At 50.5% G+C, this 24,932-nt stretch carries 18 protein-coding genes; 7 read left to right on the plus strand and 11 right to left on the minus strand.

From position 1 onward, the window contains the following. Nucleotides 1–146: 146 nt before the first annotated feature. Entirely contained in the window at nt 147–1,907 is a 1,761-nt protein-coding gene (locus K8W53_RS14185; RefSeq protein ID WP_000156448.1) for an AAA family ATPase, read from the plus strand. A 68-nt stretch (nt 1,908–1,975) separates the two neighbouring features. Then, nucleotides 1,976–2,494, plus strand: a complete 519-nt coding sequence (gene fabA, locus K8W53_RS14190; protein WP_000227928.1) for a bifunctional 3-hydroxydecanoyl-ACP dehydratase/trans-2-decenoyl-ACP isomerase — start codon at nt 1,976–1,978, stop codon at nt 2,492–2,494. 99 nt (nt 2,495–2,593) lie between these two features. Here the strand turns inward: fabA and rmf are convergent, their stop codons facing one another. The 6 genes from rmf to rlmKL all read right to left on the minus strand — a co-directional run bounded on the left by rmf (nt 2,594) and on the right by rlmKL (nt 10,518). Next, on the minus strand, nt 2,594–2,761 hold the full coding sequence (gene rmf, locus K8W53_RS14195; RefSeq protein WP_001537784.1) for a ribosome modulation factor: 168 nt from the start codon (nt 2,759–2,761) through the stop codon (nt 2,594–2,596). A 255-nt stretch (nt 2,762–3,016) separates the two neighbouring features. After that, nucleotides 3,017–3,580 (minus strand): membrane integrity-associated transporter subunit PqiC, encoded by a 564-nt coding sequence (gene pqiC, locus K8W53_RS14200; RefSeq protein ID WP_000759136.1) that lies wholly within the window; start codon nt 3,578–3,580, stop codon nt 3,017–3,019. Next, on the minus strand, nt 3,577–5,217 hold the full coding sequence (pqiB, locus tag K8W53_RS14205; RefSeq protein ID WP_000433412.1) for an intermembrane transport protein PqiB: 1,641 nt from the start codon (nt 5,215–5,217) through the stop codon (nt 3,577–3,579). Before pqiB ends, pqiC begins: the two co-directional genes overlap by 4 nt. Before the next feature lie 4 nt (nt 5,218–5,221). After that, a complete protein-coding gene (pqiA, locus tag K8W53_RS14210; protein ID WP_000333153.1) occupies nt 5,222–6,475 on the minus strand; it encodes a membrane integrity-associated transporter subunit PqiA in 1,254 nt (417 codons plus the stop codon). A 14-nt stretch (nt 6,476–6,489) separates the two neighbouring features. Next, nucleotides 6,490–8,397 carry an ABC transporter ATP-binding protein gene (locus K8W53_RS14215; protein ID WP_052939325.1) on the minus strand — a complete coding sequence of 636 codons (1,908 nt, stop codon included), beginning with the start codon at nt 8,395–8,397 and terminating at the stop codon, nt 6,490–6,492. A 12-nt stretch (nt 8,398–8,409) separates the two neighbouring features. Beyond that, a complete protein-coding gene (gene rlmKL, locus K8W53_RS14220) occupies nt 8,410–10,518 on the minus strand; it encodes a bifunctional 23S rRNA (guanine(2069)-N(7))-methyltransferase RlmK/23S rRNA (guanine(2445)-N(2))-methyltransferase RlmL (RefSeq protein ID WP_052939324.1) in 2,109 nt (702 codons plus the stop codon). 98 nt (nt 10,519–10,616) lie between these two features. Between rlmKL and K8W53_RS14225 the strand changes: the two genes are divergently transcribed. Next, nucleotides 10,617–11,726 carry a YcbX family protein gene (locus K8W53_RS14225; RefSeq protein ID WP_023223694.1) on the plus strand — a complete coding sequence of 370 codons (1,110 nt, stop codon included), beginning with the start codon at nt 10,617–10,619 and terminating at the stop codon, nt 11,724–11,726. On the opposite strand, the gene zapC is transcribed toward K8W53_RS14225, so the two are convergent. The 3 genes from zapC to pepN form a co-directional block, all read right to left on the minus strand. After that, nucleotides 11,723–12,265: a cell division protein ZapC gene (gene zapC, locus K8W53_RS14230; RefSeq protein ID WP_001220671.1), complete on the minus strand. Its 543-nt coding sequence runs from the start codon at nt 12,263–12,265 to the stop codon at nt 11,723–11,725. The genes K8W53_RS14225 and zapC overlap by 4 nt on opposite strands. Nucleotides 12,266–12,430: 165 nt before the next feature. Further along, entirely contained in the window at nt 12,431–13,441 is a 1,011-nt protein-coding gene (gene pyrD / locus K8W53_RS14235) for a quinone-dependent dihydroorotate dehydrogenase (RefSeq protein ID WP_000291723.1), read from the minus strand. 207 nt (nt 13,442–13,648) lie between these two features. Next, nucleotides 13,649–16,261, minus strand: coding sequence for an aminopeptidase N (gene pepN, locus K8W53_RS14240; RefSeq protein ID WP_000193775.1), 2,613 nt, complete (start codon nt 16,259–16,261; stop codon nt 13,649–13,651). A 266-nt stretch (nt 16,262–16,527) separates the two neighbouring features. On the opposite strand from pepN, the gene pncB reads away from it, so the two are divergent. Beyond that, on the plus strand, nt 16,528–17,730 hold the full coding sequence (gene pncB / locus K8W53_RS14245; RefSeq protein ID WP_000191406.1) for a nicotinate phosphoribosyltransferase: 1,203 nt from the start codon (nt 16,528–16,530) through the stop codon (nt 17,728–17,730). A gap of 80 nt (nt 17,731–17,810) precedes the next feature. Here the strand turns inward: pncB and K8W53_RS14250 are convergent, their stop codons facing one another. After that, complete coding sequence (locus tag K8W53_RS14250; RefSeq protein WP_023223695.1) at nt 17,811–19,244, minus strand: alanine/glycine:cation symporter family protein; 1,434 nt, start codon at nt 19,242–19,244, stop codon at nt 17,811–17,813. A gap of 245 nt (nt 19,245–19,489) precedes the next feature. Then, complete coding sequence (gene dpaL, locus K8W53_RS14255; protein WP_000544858.1) at nt 19,490–20,704, minus strand: diaminopropionate ammonia-lyase; 1,215 nt, start codon at nt 20,702–20,704, stop codon at nt 19,490–19,492. A gap of 317 nt (nt 20,705–21,021) precedes the next feature. Here dpaL and K8W53_RS14260 point away from each other — a divergent pair, with 317 nt between their 5' ends. The 3 genes from K8W53_RS14260 (at nt 21,022) to ompF (ending at nt 24,782) form a co-directional block, all read left to right on the plus strand. Further along, entirely contained in the window at nt 21,022–21,483 is a 462-nt protein-coding gene (locus K8W53_RS14260) for an Lrp/AsnC family transcriptional regulator (protein ID WP_000762342.1), read from the plus strand. A 200-nt stretch (nt 21,484–21,683) separates the two neighbouring features. Continuing rightward, entirely contained in the window at nt 21,684–23,084 is a 1,401-nt protein-coding gene (gene asnS / locus K8W53_RS14265) for an asparagine--tRNA ligase (protein WP_000117870.1), read from the plus strand. Between the two features lie 606 nt (nt 23,085–23,690). Further along, nucleotides 23,691–24,782 (plus strand): porin OmpF, encoded by a 1,092-nt coding sequence (gene ompF, locus K8W53_RS14270; RefSeq protein ID WP_000977709.1) that lies wholly within the window; start codon nt 23,691–23,693, stop codon nt 24,780–24,782. Nucleotides 24,783–24,932 lie beyond the last annotated feature (150 nt).

The following is a 24,932-nucleotide window of genomic DNA, read 5'->3' on the forward strand; positions in this document are numbered from 1 at the left end:
CAGTTTTTTAGCCATCTGAAGAAAAGAATCTCTAACCTGTGAATGGTTACACGTCTTCATATTACTTTGCATTCGCTTTCCGCGTGTGCAGCGTGACGGGTTAGGCTATAATCCCCCCTTTTACAACAGACTAAAAAACCTCAACTTTGACCATTACGAAACTTGCATGGCGTGATCTGGTTCCGGATAGCGAAAGCTATCAGGAGATATTTGCACAGCCACACGCGACTGACGAAAACGACACCTTACTCAGTGATACTCAGCCACGACTGCAATTTGCGCTTGAGCAACTTATACAGCCGTGGGCATCATCCTCTTTTATGCTGACTAAAGCGCCTGAAGAGCAAGAGTATCTCACTTTACTTTCAGATGCCGTCCGCGCTCTGCAAACCGATGCCGGACAATTAACCGGCGGACATTATGACGTTTCCGGGCATACTGTTCATTACCGCGCCGCGCAGAATGCGCAAGACAACTTTGCCACCGTCACACAAGTCGTCAGCGCGGACTGGGTCGAAGCCGAACAGCTCTTTGGTTGCCTGCGGCAGTATAACGGCGACATTATCCTGCAGCCGGGACTGGTTCATCAGGCGAACGGCGGCGTGCTGATTATTTCCTTACGAACCCTTCTGGCGCAGCCGTTACTGTGGATGCGTCTGAAAGCCATCGTTAGCCGCGAGCGTTTTGACTGGGTGGCCTTTGACGAGTCGCGTCCATTACCGGTCTCCGTGCCATCCATGCCGCTCAAACTGAAGGTGATTCTGGTTGGCGAACGTGAATCACTGGCTGATTTTCAGGAGATGGAACCGGAGCTCGCGGAACAGGCTATCTACAGTGAATTTGAAGACAATTTACAGATAGCGGACGCAGAAGCTATGACCCTGTGGTGTCAATGGGTGACGCGTATCGCTTTACGCGATAATTTGCCCCCTCCGGCTCCGGACGCCTGGCCCGTTCTGATACGCGAGGCTGTGCGCTATACCGGCGAACAGGATACGCTGCCTCTTTGCCCACTGTGGATAGCCCGCCAGTTTAAGGAGGCGTCGCCTTTATGCGAAGGCGATACCTGCGGCGCAGAAGCGCTCAGCCTGATGCTTGCCCGACGCGAATGGCGAGAAGGCTTTCTGGCGGAGCGGATGCAGGATGAGATTCTGCAAGAGCAGATCCTGATTGAAACCGAAGGCGAACGCGTTGGACAAATCAATGCGCTTTCCGTCATTGAGTTTCCCGGACATCCGCGCGCCTTTGGCGAACCGTCGCGAATTAGCTGTGTTGTGCATATCGGCGATGGCGAATTTAACGATATTGAGCGCAAGGCCGAACTTGGCGGGAATATCCACGCTAAGGGAATGATGATTATGCAGGCCTTCCTGATGTCGGAGTTGCAGCTGGAGCAACAAATTCCCTTCTCTGCCTCGTTAACCTTTGAGCAGTCCTACAGCGAAGTGGATGGCGATAGCGCCTCAATGGCGGAATTATGTGCGCTCATCAGCGCGCTGGCCAATGTGCCAGTGAATCAAAACATTGCGATTACCGGCTCGGTCGATCAGTTTGGTCGCGCGCAACCGGTGGGTGGGCTAAACGAAAAAATTGAAGGTTTCTTCGCCATCTGCGAGCAGCGGGAATTAAACGGTAAACAGGGCGTGATTATCCCTGCCGCCAATGTCCGCCATCTCAGTCTTAAATCTGAACTGCTGCAAGCGGTTAAAGAAGAGAAGTTCACTATCTGGGCGGTAGACGACGTGACCGACGCCTTACCGTTACTGTTAAATCTGGTGTGGGATGGCGAAGGTCAAACGACGTTGATGCAGACTATCCAGGAGCGTATCGCGCAGGCGACGCAACAGGAAGGCCGTCATCGTTTCCCGTGGCCATTACGTTGGCTGAACGCTTTTATTCCGAACTGATCGGACTTGTTCAGCGTACACGTGTTAGCTATCCTGCGTGCTTCAATAAAATAAGGTTTACATAAAACATGGTAGATAAACGCGAATCCTATACAAAAGAAGACCTTCTTGCCTCTGGTCGTGGTGAACTGTTTGGCGCTAAAGGGCCGCAACTCCCTGCGCCGAACATGCTGATGATGGACCGCGTCGTTAAGATGACCGAAACGGGCGGCAATTTCGACAAAGGCTATGTCGAAGCCGAGCTGGATATCAATCCGGACCTATGGTTCTTCGGATGCCACTTTATCGGCGATCCGGTGATGCCCGGTTGCCTGGGTCTGGATGCTATGTGGCAATTGGTGGGATTCTACCTGGGCTGGTTGGGCGGCGAAGGCAAAGGCCGCGCTCTGGGCGTGGGCGAAGTGAAATTTACCGGCCAGGTTCTGCCGACAGCCAGGAAAGTCACCTATCGCATTCATTTCAAACGTATCGTAAACCGTCGCCTGATCATGGGTCTGGCGGACGGTGAGGTTCTGGTGGATGGTCGTCTGATCTATACCGCTCACGATTTGAAAGTCGGTTTGTTCCAGGATACTTCCGCGTTCTAAGTGTTGAATTGATATTCCGCGCTATCGGTATCATGCTTGCAAAGCCAATAAAGGCGAAACCTCCGCACTGCGGAGGTTTCTTTTTCTAAAGAGACAGAATCAGGCCATTACCGCCCTGTCCTCCATGGCTTGTCGCCAACCTCCCAACCAGTATGACCGTTGATTCAGCGTCTGATAGGGACACATTTCTTTTGATCGTCCGGCGATGCCGGCCTGATATCCACGTTGATGTGCCCGTTCCAGGCGATCTCGTTTTTGTCTCTTCATGCCTCGTTTCCCTCATATTTGTATCTGGTGGAAAAGAAAACAGTGATTACAAAATGTGCAATCACACTACACGAATACCTCTAAATGGATCGCCCGTCAATGCGCAAAATTCACACCAATGTCATATTTGTGAGCTATACGGTAAATCATTTGTACAAAAAATGTTAGCCATAACAACTATTTTTCCGGCGTCAAAAATAAAAAAACCGCCTCAGGCGCACGACCTGAAGCGGTTAAATTTACATTACTTTTATCTCAGGGAAGGCGCTTTATCTCATCTGCGATAGCGGCTGCTTCCTGACTCCATGCGCTTGCCAGTACTTTGACCATTTCATCATAGCCATCTTTCTGCTGGCTGGCTTCGATATGGAAAGGCCGCTTAATCAGTTGTCCGTTGTGGTTTAATAACCACTCCCCGCTGACGATAACCTTACCATCGTAACGTCCATGGAATCCGGTTACGGTAACGTTCAACGTATCCTGGGTGGTTCCCAACGGCTGGGAAGCGACGACCCAGCCAGGAAGCCGGGCGCTAAGATTCGCCACCAGCGTGTTACGCAATTGCTGATCCAGCGGGCTGGCCCACAGATTGTTATTGGCAATCACATACTGGACATCACTGGTTTGATACACCACGCCGTTACCTGCCAGATAGTCAGGTACGGAAACCTGCTCTACCCATAAGAGACGGTTGCCCTGGCTTGCGGTGCTTTGCACACCGCTTTGCGCTATCGGGAGCTGATAATAGCTTTTATTCTCTCCGCCGGAGCTACATGACGCCAGCCAGAACGCCATTATCACGACTAGCCATTTTTTCATTGTTTCGCCCTCTTAGGCTCAGGATCTTTTTTATCCTTCGCTTCAAATACCAGCGCGTTGCTCTTCTCGTTCAGAGTTTTCAACACCGGTTGTAACTCACGAAGCACCTGATCGAGACGCTGCATATCCGCCACCATTTTGTTATACGCCGCCGATCCAGGCTGGAAGCCTTGCATACTGCGGTTAAGTTCGCGTAACGTCGTTTGCATATCTGCCGGAAGCTGCTGCATCGACTGACTGGAGGTAATCTTGTTCATATTATCCAGCGTGGTTTGCAGCCGACGCATAGTACGCTGGCTTTCAGACAGCGTATTGGTCGCTTGTTCTATCATCGGATTCAACGGCAGGTTGTTGATCTTATCCAACGTTTCCACCAGTCGCTGTTGAATTTGCGCCAGGCCGCTGCTGACGGTGGGAATAATTTCATAACCATCAAATTCGCGTAGCCCGGTAATCGGCGGTTCCTTAGGATAAAAGTCCAGATCGACATACAGCGCTCCGGTCACCAGATTACCGGTTTTGAGCGATGCACGCAGACCGCGCTTAAGCAGCTCCGCCAAATGCGCGGCAACATCCGCATTTTCTCCCAGTTGCGCTTTCAGACGCTCCGGTTCAATGCGCACCAGCACAGGAATACGGTAATCATCGTTAAATACCTGGCGCATTTTAGACGCAAAGAAAGGCACTTTGCTTACCGTCCCCAGACGAATACCGCGGAACTCCAGCGGCGCGCCAGGTTGTAATCCGCGCACCGAATCTTTAAAGAACATCAGGTAATCGATATGATCGGTGTACAGCGAATCCTGAATACTTTTTTGATCGTCGTAGAGATTAAACGCCGTTTTTTCGGCGACGGGTTGCCCCTGCTCAAGTCCTTCCGGCACATCAAAACTCACGCCGCCGCCAAACAACGTCGTCAACGATCCCATTTCCACGCGCATTCCCGCCGATGTCAGATCCACAGCGATACCGCTATCTTTCCAGAATCGGACATTACTGGTGACCAATCGATCGTTTGGCGCCTTAATGAACAACTGATAACTCATTGTCCGTTTTTGCGGATCGAAAGAGCTGGTTTCAACGGATCCTACCCGATAGCCCCGGAACAGAACGGGATCGCCAGGACTGAGCTGACCGGCCTTTTTGCTGTCCAGAATCACACGAATACCTTTGGCATCGGGCGGCGCCAACGGCGGTGAGTCAAGAAGCTGATAGCTTTCCGGCTGACTGCCCTTACTTCCTGGTTGTAGTTCAATATACGCGCCTGATAGCAGCGTCCCAAGCCCGCTGATGCCTTCACGCCCCACCTGCGGTTTTACGACCCAAAATACCGAGTCTTTATGCAGCAACTTCTCCATACCGGAATGAAGCCGCGCTTTGATTTGTACATGGGTCAGATCGTCAGTCAGCGTCGCGCTTTCAACCACGCCGACATCCACGCTGCGACTTTTGATCGTCGTTTTTCCGCCTTCAATACCTTCCGCATTGGTGGTAATTAAGGTAACTTCTGGTCCCTGGTGGCTGTAGTGATAAAACAGAATCCAGGCTCCGATAAGCGCAGTAACAATCGGGAATATCCAGACAGGCGACCAATTTTTCACCTTTTGTACTTTGGCTTCCCCTTTTTTAGGTTCCATGCTATCAGGACTCCTCATGGCCTGGTTCGTATTCACGATCCCACGACAGACGCGGATCAAAGGTCATCGCAGAAAACATTGTCATTATGACGACTAAAGCAAACATCAACGCACCCATCGCAGGATAAATATTCATTAACCCTCCCATACGCACCAGCGCAGAGAGTACGGCAATGACAAAGACATCAATCATTGACCAGCGCCCCACAAACTCCACTACTTCATAAATAAAATGCATCCGTTCACTGTCGCGCTTACCGTGGCCTTTCGCATCCCAACAAAGCCAGGCAATGGCGATCATTTTTAGTGTCGGCACCATAATACTGGCGAGAAAGATAACCGCCGCCACCGGATAAGACCCCTCGCTCCACAGCAAAATCACGCCAGCCAGAATGGTCGACGGCATTTTCGAGCCCAGTAAGTCGGTAATCATAATCGGCAAAATATTGGCGGGCAGATAAAGCATGATCGAGGTAAATAATAACGCCAGCGTCCACTGCAAACTGTTTTTACGCCGGACATAGCCTTTCGTATGGCAACGCGGACAGACGAGACTCTCCGCAGGCAGGATCGCCGTACAGCAGGCGCAAGAACGCAAAGACTGCCGGATACCGGTAATCCCCGGCGTTAACGGCTGCGCCAGTACAGGCTGCGGGGCGATATCATCCCACAACCAGCGGCGATCGACACACTGGAACGCCCGCAGTTGAACGAGACAAAATAAGCACCAGGGAATAAAACTGCTGCCGATGCCGATATCGCCGTAGGCCATCAGCTTAACAAAACTGACCAACACCCCGGCGAGAAATATTTCCGCCATTCCCCACGATTTGAGGAGGAAAAAGATCCTTGCCAGCGTTTTTTTTACCGACAACGGCAGACTGGCGCGGTTGACAAGTAATAGAATGGTCACCAGGCAAAATGCCGGCACCAGTTGGACAAATAACAAAAAGAACGTGCCGAGGCTGGCGTAATCTTCAGAAAACATGACGCCGGGGATTTCCAGAAGCGTGACTTCGCTGGTGACGCCCGCGACATTCATATTCACGAAGGGAAAAAGGTTAGAAAGCAGCAACATAAATAGTGCCGCTAACGCATAGGCGGTAGGACGCTGCCGGGGCGCGTCCCACTCGGTCGTTAACGTTGCGCCGCATCGTGGACATGCTGCTTTTTGCCCATGCGAGAGGCGGGGTAAAGCCACCAGCATGTCGCATTGCGGGCACAATATGTGCTTCGCAGCATGGTGATGTTCACACATAGGCGCTCCTTTCGTTATGCCCCGTTTTTCAGGCCTTCAAGATACTCCCAACGTTCGAAGGCTTGCTCAAGTTCTTGCTCCGTCTGACTTAAATCGGCCAGAACTTTTTGCGTTTGCTCATGGGGTTGGCTAAAAAAGGCCGCATCCGCAACCTGCGCCTGTAGCGCTTCCAGCTTCGCTTCCAGGTCTTCAAGCTGACCGGGTAACTGCTCCAGCTCGCGCTGCAGTTTATAGCTTAGTTTGCTACTGCCACGTTTTACAATTTCTGCTTTAGGGGCAATAACTTCCTCATTTTTTTTCGCCATCGGCTGTTTCGTCGCCAGATGCTGCTCTTGCTGCGCACGCGCATCATGGTAGCCGCCGATATAACGTCCGATTTTGCCGCCGCCCTCGAAAATCCAGCATTCCGTCACGGTATTATCGACAAATTGCCGATCGTGGCTGACCAGTAGTACCGTGCCCTGATAGCCATCAATTAATTCTTCTAATAGTTCCAGCGTTTCGACGTCAAGATCGTTCGTTGGTTCATCGAGAATTAAAAGATTGCTCGGCTTGAGGAACAGTCGTGCCAGCAGCAGACGGTTACGTTCGCCGCCGGAAAGCGCGCGGACGGGTGTCATCGCCCGTTTGGGGTGAAACAGGAAGTCCTGCAAATAGCCCAGTACATGGCGCGGCTTACCGTTTACCATCACCTCTTGCTTGCCTTCCGCAAGGTTATCCATCACGGTTTTTTCCGGATCCAGTTCGGCGCGATGCTGATCGAAGTAGGCGACTTCCAGCTTCGTTCCTACGTGGATGCGCCCGCTGTCAGCCTGAAGCTGTCCCAGCATCAGTTTCAGTAGCGTGGTTTTACCGCAGCCGTTCGGGCCAATTAACGCAATCTTGTCGCCGCGCTGTACCTGAGCGGAGAAATCTTTTACCAGTTGTTTTCCTTCTACCTGGTAATCGACGTTTTCCATCTCAAAAACGATTTTACCGGAGCGCGTCGCCTCTTCGACCTGCATCTTCGCCGTGCCCATCACTTCCCGGCGCTCGCTGCGTTCACGACGCATCGCTTTTAACGCCCGCACGCGCCCTTCATTACGGGTGCGGCGCGCCTTGATACCCTGGCGAATCCAGACTTCTTCCTGCGCCAGTTTGCGATCAAATTCCGCGTTTTGTAATTCTTCTACGCGCAGCGCTTCTTCTTTCTCCAGCAGGTATTGATCGTAATTTCCCGGATAGGTGACCAGTTTGCCACGATCGAGATCGACAATGCGGGTTGCCATATTGCGAATAAACGAACGATCGTGAGAGATAAAAATAATCGTTCCGTTAAAGGTTTTCAGAAACCCTTCCAGCCAGTCGATAGTTTCGATATCCAGATGGTTAGTCGGTTCATCCAGTAACAATACGCGCGGATTGCTGACCAGCGCCCGACCCAGCGCGGCTTTACGCAGCCAGCCGCCGGAGAGCGACGACAGCGCGGCGTTAGGATCGAGTCCAAGCTGCGCCAGCACTTCATTAATACGGTTTTCCAGCTGCCACAGATTATGATGATCGAGCTGTTCCTGTACGCGCGCCATTTCATTGAGGTTTTTCTCGCTGGGATCGGTCATCACCAGACGGGAAATCTCATGATAGCGCTTGAGGTATTCCGCTTGTTCTTCGATACCTTCGGCGACAAAGTCATAGACGCTGCCCGCAATATTACGGGGCGGGTCCTGTTGCAGACGCGCGACGATCAGATCCTGCTCATAAATAATACGCCCATCGTCCAGACCCTGTTCGCGGTTGAGGATCTTCATCAAGGTGGATTTCCCGGCGCCGTTACGCCCCACCAGACAGACGCGTTCGTTATCTTCGATATGCAACTCTGCGTTATCGAGAAGCGGCGCGTCGCTGAACGACAGCCATGCGCCATGCATACTGATTAATGACATTTACTTTTCCTTTCAGGCGGCGCGGATCAGCCAGCAGTTATGAATCTGACGGTTACGGGCAAAATCCGGGGAAAGCGTTTTTTGCGTAATTTCTTGTGCGGTAAGCCCCAGCTCAGCCAGCCCTTCCAGATCCATACGGAATCCGCGCTTATTATTTGAGAACATGATGGTGCCGCCTTTACGCAGCAGGCGTTTTAAATCTTTCATTAACGCGACATGATCGCGCTGAACATCAAACGACTCTTCCATACGTTTTGAGTTAGAGAACGTCGGCGGATCGATAAAGATCAAATCGAACTGTTCATTCGCCTCGCGCAGCCAACCCAGGCAGTCGGCCTGAATCAGGCGATGCGCGCGGCCGCTCAGTCCGTTCAGACGCAAATTACGTTCGGCCCACTCCAGATAGGTACGGGACATATCCACCGTTGTGGTGCTGCGCGCGCCGCCCAGACCCGCATGTACGCTGGCGCTGCCGGTATAAGAAAAGAGATTCAGGAAATCTTTGCCTTTGCTCATTTCTCCCAGCATTCTGCGGGCAATACGGTGATCGAGGAACAGACCGGTGTCGAGATAATCCGTCAGATTTACCCATAAGCGCGCATTATATTCGCTGACCTCAAGGAACTCGCCCTTCTCGCTCATTTTCTGATACTGGTTTTTTCCTTTTTGCCGTTCACGGGTTTTTAACACCAGTTTATTCGGCGGAATACCGAGCACTGACAAGGTTGCCGCAATAATATCGAACAGACGCTGCCGCGCTTTTTGCGCATCCACCGTTTTCGGCGGCGCATATTCCTGAATCACTGCCCAGTCGCCGTAACGGTCTACCGCCACGTTATATTCCGGCAGGTCGGCATCATACAAGCGATAGCATTCAATCCCTTCCTGGCGCGCCCATTTCTCCAGCTTTTTAAGATTTTTACGCAGGCGATTAGCGTAATCTTCCGCCACCGTCGCCGGCTTACTGTCCGCCGTGGTTTCCGCAATATGATAGTTTTTCTGCACACAGTCCAGCGGGCCATTCTTGGCTTTAAACTGTTTGTCGGCACGCAATTGCAGGCTGCCCAGCAAATCGGGCGAAGCGCTGAACAGCGACAGGTTCCAGCCGCCAAACTGATTTTTCATGGTACGGCCCAGCAGGCTGTGCAACGCAATCAGCGCCGGTTCGCTGTCCAGACGTTCGCCGTAAGGCGGGTTACTGATCACCGTACCATACGGGCCTTTCGGCAATGGATTACTCAGTTGCGCCACATCTTTCACTTCAAAGGTGATAAGCTCCCCGATACCGGCGCGACGGGCGTTGCTGCGCGCCCGCTCAATGACGCGCGCATCGCTGTCGGAACCGTAGAAATGAGAGGAATACTCCGCCAGTCCCTTACGCGCCCGGGTCTGCGCTTCGGCTTTCACTTCCTGCCAGATAGTTTCGTCATGCTGCGCCCAGCCGCTAAATCCCCAGTGACCACGGTGCAGTCCCGGCGCGCGATCGGTCGCCCACATCGCGGCCTCAATCAACAGTGTCCCCGAACCACACATAGGGTCGAGCAGTGGCGTACCTGGTTGCCAGCCAGAACGCATAACAATCGCTGCCGCCAGCGTCTCTTTAATTGGCGCCAGCCCGGTGCGATCGCGATAACCGCGCAGGTGCAGGCCATCACCACTGAGATCCAGCGCAATGCTGGCAGTTTCTTTATTCAGCCAGACGTTAATACGGAGGTCCGGTGATTCGCGGTCCACATTTGGACGCGGAAGATTTTTCCGCGTAAATGCATCGACAATCGCGTCTTTAACTTTCATCGCGCCATACTGACTATTACGGATGGTGTCGTTCAGGCCGCTGAAATGCACCGCAAACGTCGCGCCAGGATTAAAAATCTCTGTCCAGTTTATCGCCTGAACGCCGAGGTAAAGATCGAGATCGCTGTAGACCTTGCACTCACCCATCGGCAGGATAATACGCGAGGCCAGGCGGCTCCACATCAGGCTCTGGTAAATAAGCCGCGTGTCGCCCTGAAAATGGACCCCACCCTGAACAACCTGACACCCTATGGCGCCCAGTTTTTCCAGTTCAGTTTTTAACAGCTCTTCCAGCCCGCGGGCCGTACTGGCAAACAGAGAATTCATATTGTCACTTTTACGCTAAGAAAATTGTTGCGCATTATAGCTAATCTCACGCCCATGTCATAAAGTTGAAGGCTTATTTTCATTTGAGGGACTGTACGGTGGCGACGTTATCACGGCTCTTTATTCATCCGGTCAAATCCATGCGCGGCATTGGCCTGACTCATGCGCTGGCAGATATCAGCGGTCTGGCTTTTGATCGCATCTTCATGATAACCGAGCCTGACGGCACATTTATTACCGCCCGCCAGTTTCCACAAATGGTACGTTTTACCCCTTCTCCCTTACACGACGGCCTCCATTTGACCGCGCCAGACGGCAGTAGCGCGCTGGTTCGCTTTACGGATTTCACCCCGCAGGATGCGCCGACCGAGGTCTGGGGAAACCATTTTACCGCTCGCGTCGCCCCGACGGCGATTAATCAATGGTTGAGCGGCTTTTTCTCCCGCGATGTCCAGTTGCGCTGGGTTGGGCCGCAGTTGACGCGCCGGGTTAAACGACATAACGCGGTGCCGCTGGGATTTGCCGATGGCTACCCGTATTTATTGGCCAACGAAGCCTCGCTGCGCGATCTGCAACAGCGTTGTCCGGCAGGCGTACAAATGGAACAATTTCGCCCAAACTTAGTGGTTTCCGGCGTAGCGGCCTGGGAGGAAGATAGCTGGAAAGTGCTTCGCATTGGCGATGTGATTTTTGACGTCGTGAAGCCCTGTAGCCGCTGTATTTTTACGACCGTCAGCCCTGAAAAGGGGCAAAAACATCCTTCCGGAGAACCGCTGGCGACACTGCAAGCTTTTCGTACCGCCCAGGACAATGGCGATGTGGATTTCGGTCAGAATCTGATTGCCCGCAATAGCGGCGTCGTTCGCGTCGGCGATGAAGTGGAGATTCTGGCGACAGCTCCGGCAAAAGCTTATGGCGCCACAACGGTCGACGACAGCGTTACGCCAGATAAACACCCGGACGCGAGTGTAACCATCGACTGGCAGGGGCAAACCTTCTGCGGGAATAATCAACAGGTACTACTGGAACAGTTGGAGAATCAGGGGATTCGTATTCCGTATTCTTGCCGGGCTGGTATCTGTGGTTGCTGCCGGATACGTTTGCTGGAAGGCGAAGTAAGTCCGCTGAAAAAATCGGCTATGGGTGACGATGGTACGATTCTGAGCTGTAGCTGCGTGCCTAAGACCGCGTTACGACTGGAGAATTAAACCGCTTGTTCAAGGCTGAAACTGTGACAGTGAACCTGCGGTTTCAGCCTGTCGTTCATAATTTTAATCGCATCGCCAAGCTGCATGGTTCGGCCTGCTATCACCACGCCCGGCTGTGCCAGCAGACACAACGCGGCATTTTCTCCCGGCTCAACGACCAGCAAATTAACCTGTTCCGCCGTATCGCTTAACCAGACGCTTGCGGCATCGCCCGTTCCCGGGGTCCACATTTCGCCATGCGCTACAAAATGCCAGCTTTTTGGCATCTGCGGTTTGAGATAGCGAATCGCCACCAGCGCATTCAACACCAGCTCCGCGCGTTGCTCTTTGGTTAATTCGAAATCCCGGCATTTTTCTTCAAAGGAAAAATAGAGCGCGGCATCATCCACACAAAAACCGGTCGGGCAAAACGCGTCCGGCGTAAGCATTTTACGAGAGAAGCGCGAGCGAAAAAGCATACCATTGGCGAGATCGAGCATCATACGATCGTGCTCTTCATCATAATACCAGCGCCAGTTATCGTCAGGTTTAATTCGCATTACCTCTCTCCCGCTTTTAAGCAACTCGTAACAGCATTGTCCTTTTGCCGCTTCGTTTATTACCCCAATAATAAAAGCCTAAAATGTCTAAATAAGCAACAGTGGAGAAATATAAAACAACCAGCGCCGGAAATAAAGCCCTGGTTGTCTGATAAAGGCTAAAGTTTAGATGTGCGTTACGATTTCTTTAATCAATGGCGGGCCTTTAAAAATAAAGCCGGAATAAATTTGTACCAGCGTAGCTCCTGCCGCTATCTTCTCGCGCGCGGCGATAACTGAGTCAATGCCGCCGACGCCGATAATAGGCAATTGTCCCTTTAACTCCTGGGATAAACGGCGAATAATTTCTGTGCTTTTTAATTGTAATGGCCGGCCACTTAATCCCCCCGTTTGCTGGCAATTTTTCATTCCTTGTACCAGAGAACGATCGAGGGTGGTATTTGTCGCAATCACCCCATCAATATTATGACGAAGCAGGCTATCGGCAACCTGGATCAATTCTTCTTCACAAAGATCCGGCGCGATCTTTACTGCCACCGGCACATATTTATGGTGGATCGCCTGAAGATCGTTTTGCTTATTTTTAATGGCAGTTAACAGATCGTCCAGCGCATCGCCATACTGGAGCGTACGTAGCCCTGGCGTATTCGGCGAAGAAATATTAATGGCGATATAACCCGCATAAGCATAGACTTTTTCCATACAAATCAGGTAGTCATCTTTGCCATTTTCGACAGGCGTATCTTTATTTTTACCGATGTTAATTCCCAGAATACCATCAAAATGGGCTTTTTTAACATTCTCGACCAGGTTATCGACGCCCAGATTATTAAAGCCCATCCGATTGATCAGACCTTCAGCATCCACCAGACGAAAAAGACGCGGCTTATCGTTACCCGGCTGTGGGCGCGGCGTCACGGTGCCGATTTCCAGGGAGCCAAACCCCATCGCGCCTAACGCGTCGATGCACTCCCCGTCTTTATCCAGACCGGCAGCCAACCCCAGTGGATTTTTAAAGGTAAGTCCCATACAGGTAACCGGCTTTGTCGGTACTTTCTGGCGCACCAGCGCTTCCAGCGGCGTACCTGTAATGCGGCGTAATTGTTGAAATGTAAATTCATGAGCGCGCTCTGGATCGAGCTGGAAAAGGGCTTTACGAACGAAGGGATAGTACATGAACTCTCCTGGATTCCCGGTGTGCAAACCGGGGGCGTATTATGGGCGATAACAAGGCAAAAGGGAATTGACCTACGGCAATAAATAGCAATCGTTTTCCTTCATTCTCACTTCACGTTTCGCCAGGAAGCGTCATCGTCCGGCAAAAAAATGCCCGGCAGCGCTAACGCTTACCGGGCATGTCTTACCTCTTTATAACGGATACTGTCAGGCTAACGCTTTAGTTATCTTCTCGTACAGATCGCCGGAAAGATTCTCCAGTCCTTTTAACTGCTCCAGCGCCGCACGCATTTTCTCCTGACGCTTATCATCATAACGTTTCAGACGAATCAGCGGTTCAATGAGGCGAGATGCTACCTGCGGGTTACGGCTATTCAGATCGGTCAGCATCTCGACCAGGAACTGGTATCCGCTACCGTCTTGCGCATGGAACGCCGCCGGGTTGCTGCCAGCAAACGCGCCAATTAATGAACGGATGCGGTTCGGGTTGCTCATACTGAAAGAACGGTGTTTGAGCAAGCCGCGTACGGTTTCCAGTACATTTTCCGCCGGGCTTGTGGATTGCAGGATAAACCATTTATCCATCACCAGGCCGTCCTGATGCCACTTATCGTCATACTCCTGCATCAGCGTATCGCGGCACGGCAACTGCGCCGCCACCGCAGCAGACAGGGCCGCCAGCGCATCGGTCATATTATTGGCGTCGCGATACTGTTTGCTGACCAGCGTATTAGCCAGCTCCGTCTCGCCAAACGCCAGGAAGCGCAGGCAAGCATTGCGCAGCGTGCGCTTACCGATATCGCCGTGATCAACACGATACTCATCCAGATGATTGGCGTTATAGATAGCCAGGAACTCATCCGCCAGTTCTGCCGCCAGCGTACGCGTTAGCGCTTCACGAACTTGCGCAATGGCGATCGGGTCAATGACCTCAAACAGCTCCGCAATTTCATTGGCCGAAGGCAGCGTTAAAATTTCTGCGGCCAACGCCGGATCGATTTTCTCATCCAACAGTACTGCGCGGAACGCATCAGCGACATGCACCGGAAGCGATAGCGGTTGCCCCTGCTGATGACGCGCCACATTCAGTTTAATGTATGTGGCCAGCAGGCTTTGTGCCGCATCCCAACGGGAGAAATCATTGCGCGCATGGCGCATCAGGAACGTCAACTGCTGATCGCTCCATTTATATTCCAGTTTCACCGGCGCTGAAAACTCGCACAGCAAGGCCGGAACAGGCTGGAAGTAAACATTATCGAAGGTAAATGTCTGCTCCGCCTGCGTGACGTTCAGCACGGCGTTGACCGGGTGACCACCTTTTTGCAACGGAATGACGTTGCCTTCGTTATCGTACAGTTCGATGGCGAATGGAATATGCAGCGGCTGCTTCTCCGCCTGATCCGCCGTCGCCGGAGTGCGCTGGCTGATGGTCAACGTGTACTGCTCGGTTTCCGGATTATAATCATCTTTTACCGTTACAATCGGCGTGCCGGACTGACTGTACCAGCGGCGGAAATGGGACAAATCGACATTAGAAGCATCTTCCATCGCCTGTACGAAGTCATCACACGTCGCGGCGCTGCCGTCATGGCGCTCAAAATAAAGCTGCATCCCCTTCTGGAAATTTTCCTCACCCAGCAACGTGTGGATCATGCGAATGACTTCCGCGCCCTTTTCATAAACGGTGAGGGTGTAGAAGTTATTCATTTCGATTACTTTATCCGGGCGGATAGGATGCGCCATCGGGCTGGCGTCTTCCGCGAATTGTAAACCGCGCATGGTACGCACGTTACTGATGCGGTTCACCGCGCGTGACCCCAAATCAGAGCTAAACTCCTGATCGCGGAACACGGTTAGCCCCTCTTTCAGGCTCAACTGGAACCAGTCGCGGCAGGTGACGCGGTTGCCGGTCCAGTTGTGGAAATACTCATGACCTATCACGCGCTCAATATCGAGATAATCTTTATCCGTCGCGGTATCGGTTCGCGCCAGCACGTATTTGGAGTTAAAGATATTGAGACCTTTATTCTCCATCGCGCCCATATTAAAGAAATCCACCGCGACAATCATATAGATGTCGAGGTCATATTCGAGCCCAAAACGCGTTTCATCCCATTTCATGGAATTTTTCAGCGAAGTCATTGCCCACGGCGCGCGATCCAGATTGCCGCGGTCAACGTACAGTTCTAATGCGACTTCACGCCCGGAGCGGGTGGTAAAGGTATCGCGCAGCACGTCAAAATCACCGGCCACCAGCGCAAACAGATAACACGGTTTCGGGAACGGATCTTGCCACTGAACCCAGTGACGGCCATTCTCCAGTTCACCCTGCGCAACACGGTTGCCATTGGAAAGCAGGAACGGATATTTGCTTTTATCGGCAATAATTTTGGTGGTAAATCGCGCCAGTACGTCCGGGCGGTCAAGATACCAGGTAATATGGCGGAAGCCCTCCGCTTCACACTGGGTACAGAGCGCATCGCCGGACTGGTACAATCCTTCCAGCGCCGTATTCGCCGCCGGACTTATCTCGTTGACAATGCGTAACGTAAAACGCTCTGGCAGGTCGCTGATGATAAGCGCGCCCTCTTCTTCCTTATATGCTGTCCACGGCGCATCGTTGACGTGGATAGATACCAGCGTTAAATCTTCCCCATCAAGGCGAAGAGGCGCATCAGGCGCGCCATGACGAACAGCCTGGCTTATTGCGGTGACCACGGTTTTTTCGGCATCGAGGTCAAAGGTCAAGTCAATATCAGTAATCTGGTAATCCGGCGCGCGATAGTCATGGCGGTATTTGGCTTGTGGCTGTTGTGTCATAAAAAACCTTTCGCATCTTTGTGTAGAGTGTCGACTCCAGTCTATTCCTGTTGCGCAAATCGCGCTACGCAGAATGTTCATCTTTTCAGGCACAAACGGCCTCTTTGCTACATTTTTATAACATGGGGCACGAAATGCGCTCGACCCTAAAGACAGCTTATGGTGTGATCGGGGTTCAATAAATCGCTAAACAAGGTATACTCCAGCGGTTTTCTTAGTTGTTTATTGTACTAAACGCTCCCGTGAGAGGACGCAACAGCGCACCTATGACACAATTCGCTTCTCCTGTTCTGCACTCGTTGCTGGATACAGATGCTTATAAGTTGCATATGCAGCAAGCCGTTTTTCACCACTACTATGATGTGCAGGTAGCGGCTGAGTTTCGTTGCCGTGGCGACGACCTGCTGGGTATTTATGCCGATGCTATTCGCGAGCAGGTGGACGCGATGCAGCACCTGCGCCTCCAGGAGGACGAGTTCCAGTGGCTCTCCGGCCTGCCCTTTTTTAAACCGGATTATCTGAACTGGTTACGCGAGTTTCGCTATAACCCGGCTCAAGTCTGTGTCACCAACGATAACGGCAAGCTGAATATTCGCTTAACCGGCCCGTGGCGTGAAGTCATTATGTGGGAAGTGCCGCTGCTGGCCGTGATCAGTGAGCTGGTTCATCACTACCGCTCGCCAAACGCGGGCGTTGATCAGGCGCTCGACGCGCTGGAAAGTAAGCTGGTTGATTTCACTGCGTTAACCGCCAATCTCGATATGTCCCGCTTCCACCTGATGGACTTCGGCACCCGCCGCCGTTTCTCTCGTGAAGTGCAGCAGGCGATAGTTAAACGTCTCCAGCAGGAGTCATGGTTCGTCGGCACCAGCAACTATGATCTCGCGCGTCGCCTGGCGCTGACGCCGATGGGCACTCAGGCGCACGAATGGTTCCAGGCGCATCAACAAATCAGTCCGGACCTGGCGACCAGCCAGCGTGCCGCGTTGGCCGCCTGGCTTAACGAATATCCGGACCAGCTTGGTATCGCATTGACAGATTGCATTACAATGGATGCGTTTTTACGCGATTTCGGCATTGAATTCGCCAGCCGTTATCAGGGGTTACGCCACGACTCAGGAGACCCTGTCGCATGGGGCGAAAAGGCGATTGCCCATTATGAAAAGCTGGGGATTGATCCGCTGACAAAAACGCTGGTCTTTTCAGATAACCTTGATCTGCAAAAGGCGGTCGAGCTCTATCGCCATTTCGCCTCTCGCGTGCAGTTAAGCTTCGGCATCGGTACCCGCCTGACCTGCGATATCCCTCAGGTAAAACCGCTCAATATCGTGATTAAGCTCGTGGAATGTAACGGAAAGCCGGTGGCTAAACTTTCCGACAGCCCCGGTAAAACGATCTGTCATGATAAAGCGTTTGTGCGCGCGCTGCGTAAAGCGTTCGATCTCCCGCAGGTGCGTAAAGCAAGTTAACCATGCCTGTGCGAAGCGCCCGGAAAGTGGGCGCTTTGTTACTCTTCTGACCATCTTACCTGTTCTGCCCGCGATGGTGACTATTCTTCCCCTTCACTCTTCGATATATTTACGTGCGTAATTTGCGTTGTTTTTTCAGAATTAGTGTCCCGCTGTGTACGCGTTCTGAATATATTGAATTCGCTAATAAATTCTTTACGCAGCAAGAACAGAGCAATTACGTTGGGGATAACCAGAAAACCGACAGCAATATCAGCCATTAACCAGATTACCGGGATTTCCATATTAACGGCAATCAGTGGCGGCAAAAAATATAGCCATTTAATAATGCGTTCTAGCTTATCGCCAAAAATATAGTTTATCGAAGTGCGAAATTTAATATATGAACCAAGATAAGAAGTAAACAGAATCAACGCCACACCGAGACAGAGAACCTGAACAATAATCGGATGCCATGTTTCTTTTAAGGCGGCAAAGATAATCTGAATACCTTGATAGCTGGCGTCTGTCCACATACCAGAAGCAAGTACAGCAAATGCGGTAAAGTTACAGGTAATCATTGAGACAAAAAATACTTCCACTGCCCCCCACATTCCCTGACGGAAAGCATAATCCACGTTGGCAGTAGCATGTACTGTGGCCGAGGTACCCATGCCGGCTTCGTTAGTGAATATTCCGCGACTGGCTCCTTTACTGATGGCCATCATGATGGTTGACCCGACAAAGCCACCGGCTGCTGGCGCAGGGGCAAAGGCATAATAGAAAATACTTTTTATAACCTGTGGGATAGCCTCGATATTCAATACCACTACACCAGCGGCACCAATGAAATAGGCAATGGTGATCGGTGGAAGTGCAATCGTACAGAATTTACCAAGACTGGCGAGTCCTTTTAAAATAACCAACGCGCCTACGATGACAATAAATCCCCCAATGACGCTTGTTGGGATGTCAAACGTATAGTGAATGACCGCCGCCATCGTATTAGTTTGCACAAAACAGGCATCCGTAATAACCAGAATCATTAATGCAAACGCATATAATCCTGCCAGGGGATGCCATTTTTTATTGAGCCCTTTCTTAATATAATGCATTGGGCCGCCATAATATTCGCCATTCTCACCTTTACTTCGGTATTTCACCGCCAGCGTCACTTCAACCATTTTGGTCATCATACCCACGACCGCAATGATCCACATCCAGAAAATTGCCCCAGGCCCGCCAACCGCAATAGCCGCAGCAACACCTGCGATCGTTCCCGCGCCTAATGAGCCGGATAGCACAGTGGCAGCCACCTCTATTGATTTTAAGGATTTTTTAGACGCTGCCTCGCCAGTAGTGTTTTGTTTATTTTTTCCGGCAAGTGTACCAATTGTATTACGGTAAATTTCTTTTAAATTAATAATCTGGAAAAATTTGAGGCGTACTGTAAAATAAAAACCAATGCCGATAACACACAAAAATAATGGGCCACCCCATAGAAATTCAAAGAGTTGTGAAAGTTGCTCTAACATAATGACCTCGGATTTAAATTAATTCGTTCAGTCTCAGAAATAATCTTTCCAGTTCAGCGTAATCCTGAATTTTGCCAACAACACTAAACTGGAAAGTCAGCGGGTAGGAGCATCCCTTACTCACTAAATGCCGTTTTAATGGTATATTGTTATGAAGTTTTGCTTCCTGCATTAGGTTTATTATGCGTATAAAAAACGCGTTTTTTACATGCTGCCTTTATTATCTAATTTTTTAGTCGTAATGTTTAAGCACTGCGTCCGTTCCAGACTATATCTTCATAAATATCTGGGGACGTATCGCCTTCGGTGCTAATAAGCAAAACATGAGCATTGGCATCAAGCTGTAAGCGATTAGCAAGATCCTGATAATGCATATTGTTCATCAACTCATAAAGTAACCCTACGCCAATAGCTCCGGACTCGCCGGAAATAAAAGGCGTATCCGTACCTGGACGCGGCGCGGCAGAAATACGCATACCCTTAGCCGCCAGACAGTCATCAGCGGAAATAAAACAACTGGTGTTGTCCCGAATAATAGGCCAACTGATAATATTCGGCTCCCCACACGCAAGCCCGGCCATTATCGTCGCCATATCGCCAGTGACGCAGTGAGGTTGACCATCATTCATAACTGCGGATTGATAAAGACAGTTGGCCTGATGCGGCTCAACCACAATAATATTAGGGATATTTTCCTGCATTTTTTCAACAAAATAACCCATAACACTGCCAGCAAACGATCCCACCCCCGCTTGTAAAATAAGGTGGGTTGGCAACGGACTGTTTGTTTCTGCGAGCTGCTCATAAGCTTCAACCGCTAGTGTCATATAGCCTTGCATAATCCACGTTGGGATCTCTTCATACCCTGTCCAGGCTGTATCCTGCAAAAGCACCCAGCCTTTTGTTTGCGCCATTCTATGGGCCAGTCGCACTGCATCATCGTAGTTCAGATCGGTGATGGTGCATTCAGCTCCATGATGGCGAATATTCTCTGCCCGGATTAACGATGATCCTTTAGGCATATAAACGACGGCTTTTAGACCTAATTGCTCCGCCGCCCACGCCACACCACGGCCATGATTGCCATCCGTCGCGGTAACAAAAACACAATCCTTAATTTTTTCTTTAATCTCAGGAGTGTTAAGGGCAGCAAAACTTAACGAGTTAATATCACATTGCAATTTATCAGCGAGATATTTTCCTACAGCATAAGAGCCGCCCAGACCTTTAAAAGCATTCAGACCAAAACGCCAGGATTCATCTTTAATATGGATGGACCCTAGTCCAAGCCGCCGGCTTAGATGCGCCAGATTATGTAACGGCGTGACGGCATAATTGGGTAATTTTTTATGAAATGCTAACACCTCACGCCCAACATTTCCGTTAAGCAAACTTAAGGCCGCTCCTGTACCATATTTTTTCCGACGTGTATTAAACTGGTATTTAATAAGTTCATGCATAATGATACCTTTTGTTAAAGTTTATTTATTGAAATAATATGTTTTTGGCAATTATTGAGTGGAAACAAGTAAAGAACTCGCGTTTTGTGGCTGTAGTAGTGGTTATCCTCACTTTAATAAACCGTACTGATAAAAGAGTCGCACAATATCTATTACGTCCTTTTCTTTATTCCACTGATTATGATAGTACTATGCTTATTGCTGTTAAATGGCGCGAAAATGCCCATCGTCGTGCAATTTTCACCTTTTTTTAACGACCTGGACGCGGCAAAATTGCGCACAGTGATAGTCATCACATTAAAGAGGTTATTTGCGATATGAAGCTTGACGCCTGGGATAAAAACATTCTGACATTATTGCAGCGCGATAATCGTCTTTCTCAGCGGGAAATCGCCGAACAGGTCAATCTTTCACCTTCGGCAGTGAATCGTCGTATCGCGGCACTGGAGGAGGCGGGCATAATTAAAGGCAATGTCAGCCTTATTGATGCTGGCAAAGTGGGACGCCCGGTCACGATTGTGGTGCAGGTGGTGATCGAAAACGAGCGATTCAATTTACTGGAAGAGGCTCGTCAACGGTTTGTCAGTTGCCCGCAGGTGCAGCAGGTCTACTACGTAACGGGCGATTTCGACTTTTTACTGGTGCTCAATGTTCGTGACATGGCGGAATATGAAGCGCTTACCCGTGAGCTTTTCTTTTCCTCAGGCAATATTAAGTCTTTTAAAACGATTGTCGTGATGCAAAACGCCAAGCAAGAGATGCGCGTCCTGATCGAGTAACGTGCGCAAAGCTTGTAAAACCAGCCTAAATTCTCAATGGTTCGCGAGCAGATGCGAAATTTTTACAGGTTTCTTTCTGAAAACCTGCTTCCAGATGCGATTTCTGCTTGTCTGATTGCAGATGCCAGGTAACATAGGAATACCCCCATTTCGGGTGGACAAGTGTTTATTTTTTCCGACTATTAACTAGAGAGAATATTATGAGCGTTGTGCCTGTAGCCGACGTACTCCAGGGCCGCGTAGCCGTTGACCAAGAAGTCACCGTGCGCGGATGGGTGCGTACCCGCCGAGATTCAAAAGCTGGCATCTCCTTCCTCGCCGTTTATGACGGCTCCTGCTTTGATCCTGTACAGGCTGTCATTAATAATTCTCTGCCCAATTATAATGAAGAAGTATTACACCTGACGACAGGCTGCTCCGTGGTAGTAACAGGTAAGGTTGTCGCGTCGCCGGGACAGGGGCAAAGTTTCGAAATCCAGGCCACGAAAGTAGAGGTCGCAGGCTGGGTGGAAGATCCGGATACCTACCCGATGGCGGCAAAACGCCATAGCATTGAGTATCTGCGTGAAGTCGCGCATCTGCGCCCGCGCACCAACCTGATTGGCGCGGTAGCGCGCGTCCGCCATACTCTGGCGCAGGCGCTGCATCGCTTCTTCGATGAGCAGGGTTTCTTTTGGGTCTCTACCCCACTGATTACCGCTTCCGATACCGAAGGCGCAGGCGAAATGTTCCGCGTCTCAACGTTGGATCTGGAAAACCTGCCGCGTAACGACCAGGGCAGAGTAGATTTTGACAAAGATTTTTTTGGCAAAGAATCATTCCTGACCGTCTCCGGCCAGCTCAATGGTGAAACCTATGCCTGCGCGCTGTCCAAAATCTATACTTTTGGGCCGACCTTCCGCGCGGAAAATTCCAACACCAGCCGCCACCTGGCGGAGTTCTGGATGCTGGAGCCGGAAGTGGCATTCGCCGATCTGGAAGACAACGCCCGTCTGGCGGAAGCCATGCTGAAATATGTCTTTAACGCGGTTCTGGAAGAGCGTGCGGATGACATGAAGTTCTTTGCCGAACGCGTGGATAAAGACGCAATCGCTCGTCTGGAGCGTTTTGTCTCCACCGACTTCGCTCAGGTGGATTACACCGATGCGGTCGCCATTCTGGAACGCTGTGGTAAGACATTTGAAAACCCGGTGTTCTGGGGCGTCGACCTCTCTTCCGAACACGAACGTTATCTGGCGGAAGAGCATTTCAAAGCGCCGGTAGTGGTGAAAAACTATCCGAAAGAAATTAAAGCGTTTTACATGCGCCTTAACGAAGATGGCAAAACCGTGGCGGCCATGGATGTGCTGGCGCCGGGAATCGGCGAAATCATCGGTGGTTCCCAGCGTGAAGAGCGTCTGGATGTGCTGGATGCCCGTATGGCCGAAATGGGGCTGAATAAAGAGGATTACTGGTGGTATCGCGACTTGCGTCGCTACGGTACTGTACCGCATTCCGGCTTTGGCCTGGGCTTTGAACGCCTTATCGCTTACGTCACGGGTGTGCAAAACGTGCGTGATGTTATTCCATTCCCACGGACCCCACGCAACGCCAGCTTCTGATTTTTACGTCACACTCAAGGCCAGCTATGCTGGCCTTTTTTTTCGCCTGAATGTCAGTTTTATTATCAATAAGTAAATAAATTTAATTACAACCCTCTGAATTACCACATCTTGTTACTGTATATTTCACGAAAATATTTACACATAAAAATTAATCCTTAATTTTATTGCGGATTAGATTTTTCTGCTCTAATAGCACAATTTTTCACCACAATTTCGGACATTAAGACTTCTAAATGGCTATTTTTATGAAATAGCTCGCCTGCTGCTTTTTCAGGCACAACGGTTCTACAAGCCAATAATTACAATAAAATCATAGTGATAAAAGAAAAACGATCAAATCAAAGCGAGAACTCAGGGGAAGTTTGACGTTGTTCACAAAGTTCCGTGAAAATAACATTTGTTTACATATTTTTTCCTTTTGAAACTAAATCTTTATATTTGTAGCACTTTCACGGTAGCGAAACGTTAGTTTGAATGGAAAGATGCCTGTCAGACACATAAAGACACCAAACTCTCATCAACATTTCTGTAAAGTTTTATTGACGGAATTTATTGACGGCAGTGGCAGGTGTCATATAAAAAAACCAATGAGGGTAATAAATAATGATGAAGCGCAAAATCCTGGCAGCGGTGATCCCTGCCCTGCTGGCTGCTGCAACCGCAAACGCAGCAGAAATTTATAATAAAGATGGTAATAAGCTGGATCTGTACGGTAAAGCCGTGGGTCGTCACGTATGGACAACGACCGGCGATAGCAAAAATGCCGACCAGACTTATGCCCAGATTGGTTTTAAAGGGGAAACGCAGATTAACACCGATCTGACCGGTTTCGGTCAGTGGGAATACCGTACTAAAGCAGACCGCGCTGAAGGCGAACAGCAGAACTCGAATCTGGTCCGTCTGGCTTTCGCGGGTTTGAAATACGCGGAAGTGGGTTCAATCGATTATGGTCGTAACTACGGTATCGTTTACGATGTTGAATCCTATACCGATATGGCCCCCTACTTCTCCGGCGAAACCTGGGGCGGCGCCTATACCGATAACTACATGACCAGCCGTGCTGGCGGTTTGTTGACCTATCGTAACTCTGACTTCTTTGGTCTGGTGGACGGTCTCTCTTTCGGTATCCAGTATCAGGGTAAAAATCAGGACAACCACAGCATTAACTCTCAGAATGGCGATGGCGTAGGTTACACCATGGCATATGAGTTCGACGGCTTTGGCGTCACCGCAGCGTACAGCAACAGCAAGCGTACTAACGATCAGCAGGATCGCGATGGTAATGGCGATCGCGCAGAGTCATGGGCCGTTGGCGCGAAATATGATGCAAACAACGTCTACCTGGCTGCCGTATATGCTGAAACCCGCAATATGAGCATTGTTGAAAATACGGTTACCGATACCGTGGAAATGGCAAACAAAACGCAGAACCTGGAAGTGGTCGCTCAGTACCAGTTTGACTTCGGCCTGCGTCCGGCAATCTCGTATGTGCAGAGTAAAGGTAAGCAGTTGAACGGCGCCGACGGCTCGGCTGATCTGGCGAAATATATTCAGGCGGGCGCGACTTACTACTTCAACAAAAACATGAACGTATGGGTTGACTACCGTTTCAACCTGCTGGACGAAAACGACTACAGCTCCAGCTACGTTGGCACCGACGATCAGGCGGCTGTCGGTATTACTTACCAGTTCTGATCAGCAGACCCCTTTGTTTTATGCCTCAAAAACAGGACTTCGGTCCTGTTTTTTTATCTCTCTTAGAGAAAATGTGCGTCTTTCAAAAACAGGCGGGCTTTTTAGCGCTAACGGTTGGCATTTTGTAAATCTGCCGTTAACCTGATAGCG

Origin of the sequence: Salmonella sp. A29-2 (assembly GCF_020150755.1) — a bacterium.
In the GTDB taxonomy this organism is placed as follows: Bacteria; Pseudomonadota; Gammaproteobacteria; order Enterobacterales; family Enterobacteriaceae; genus Salmonella; species Salmonella enterica.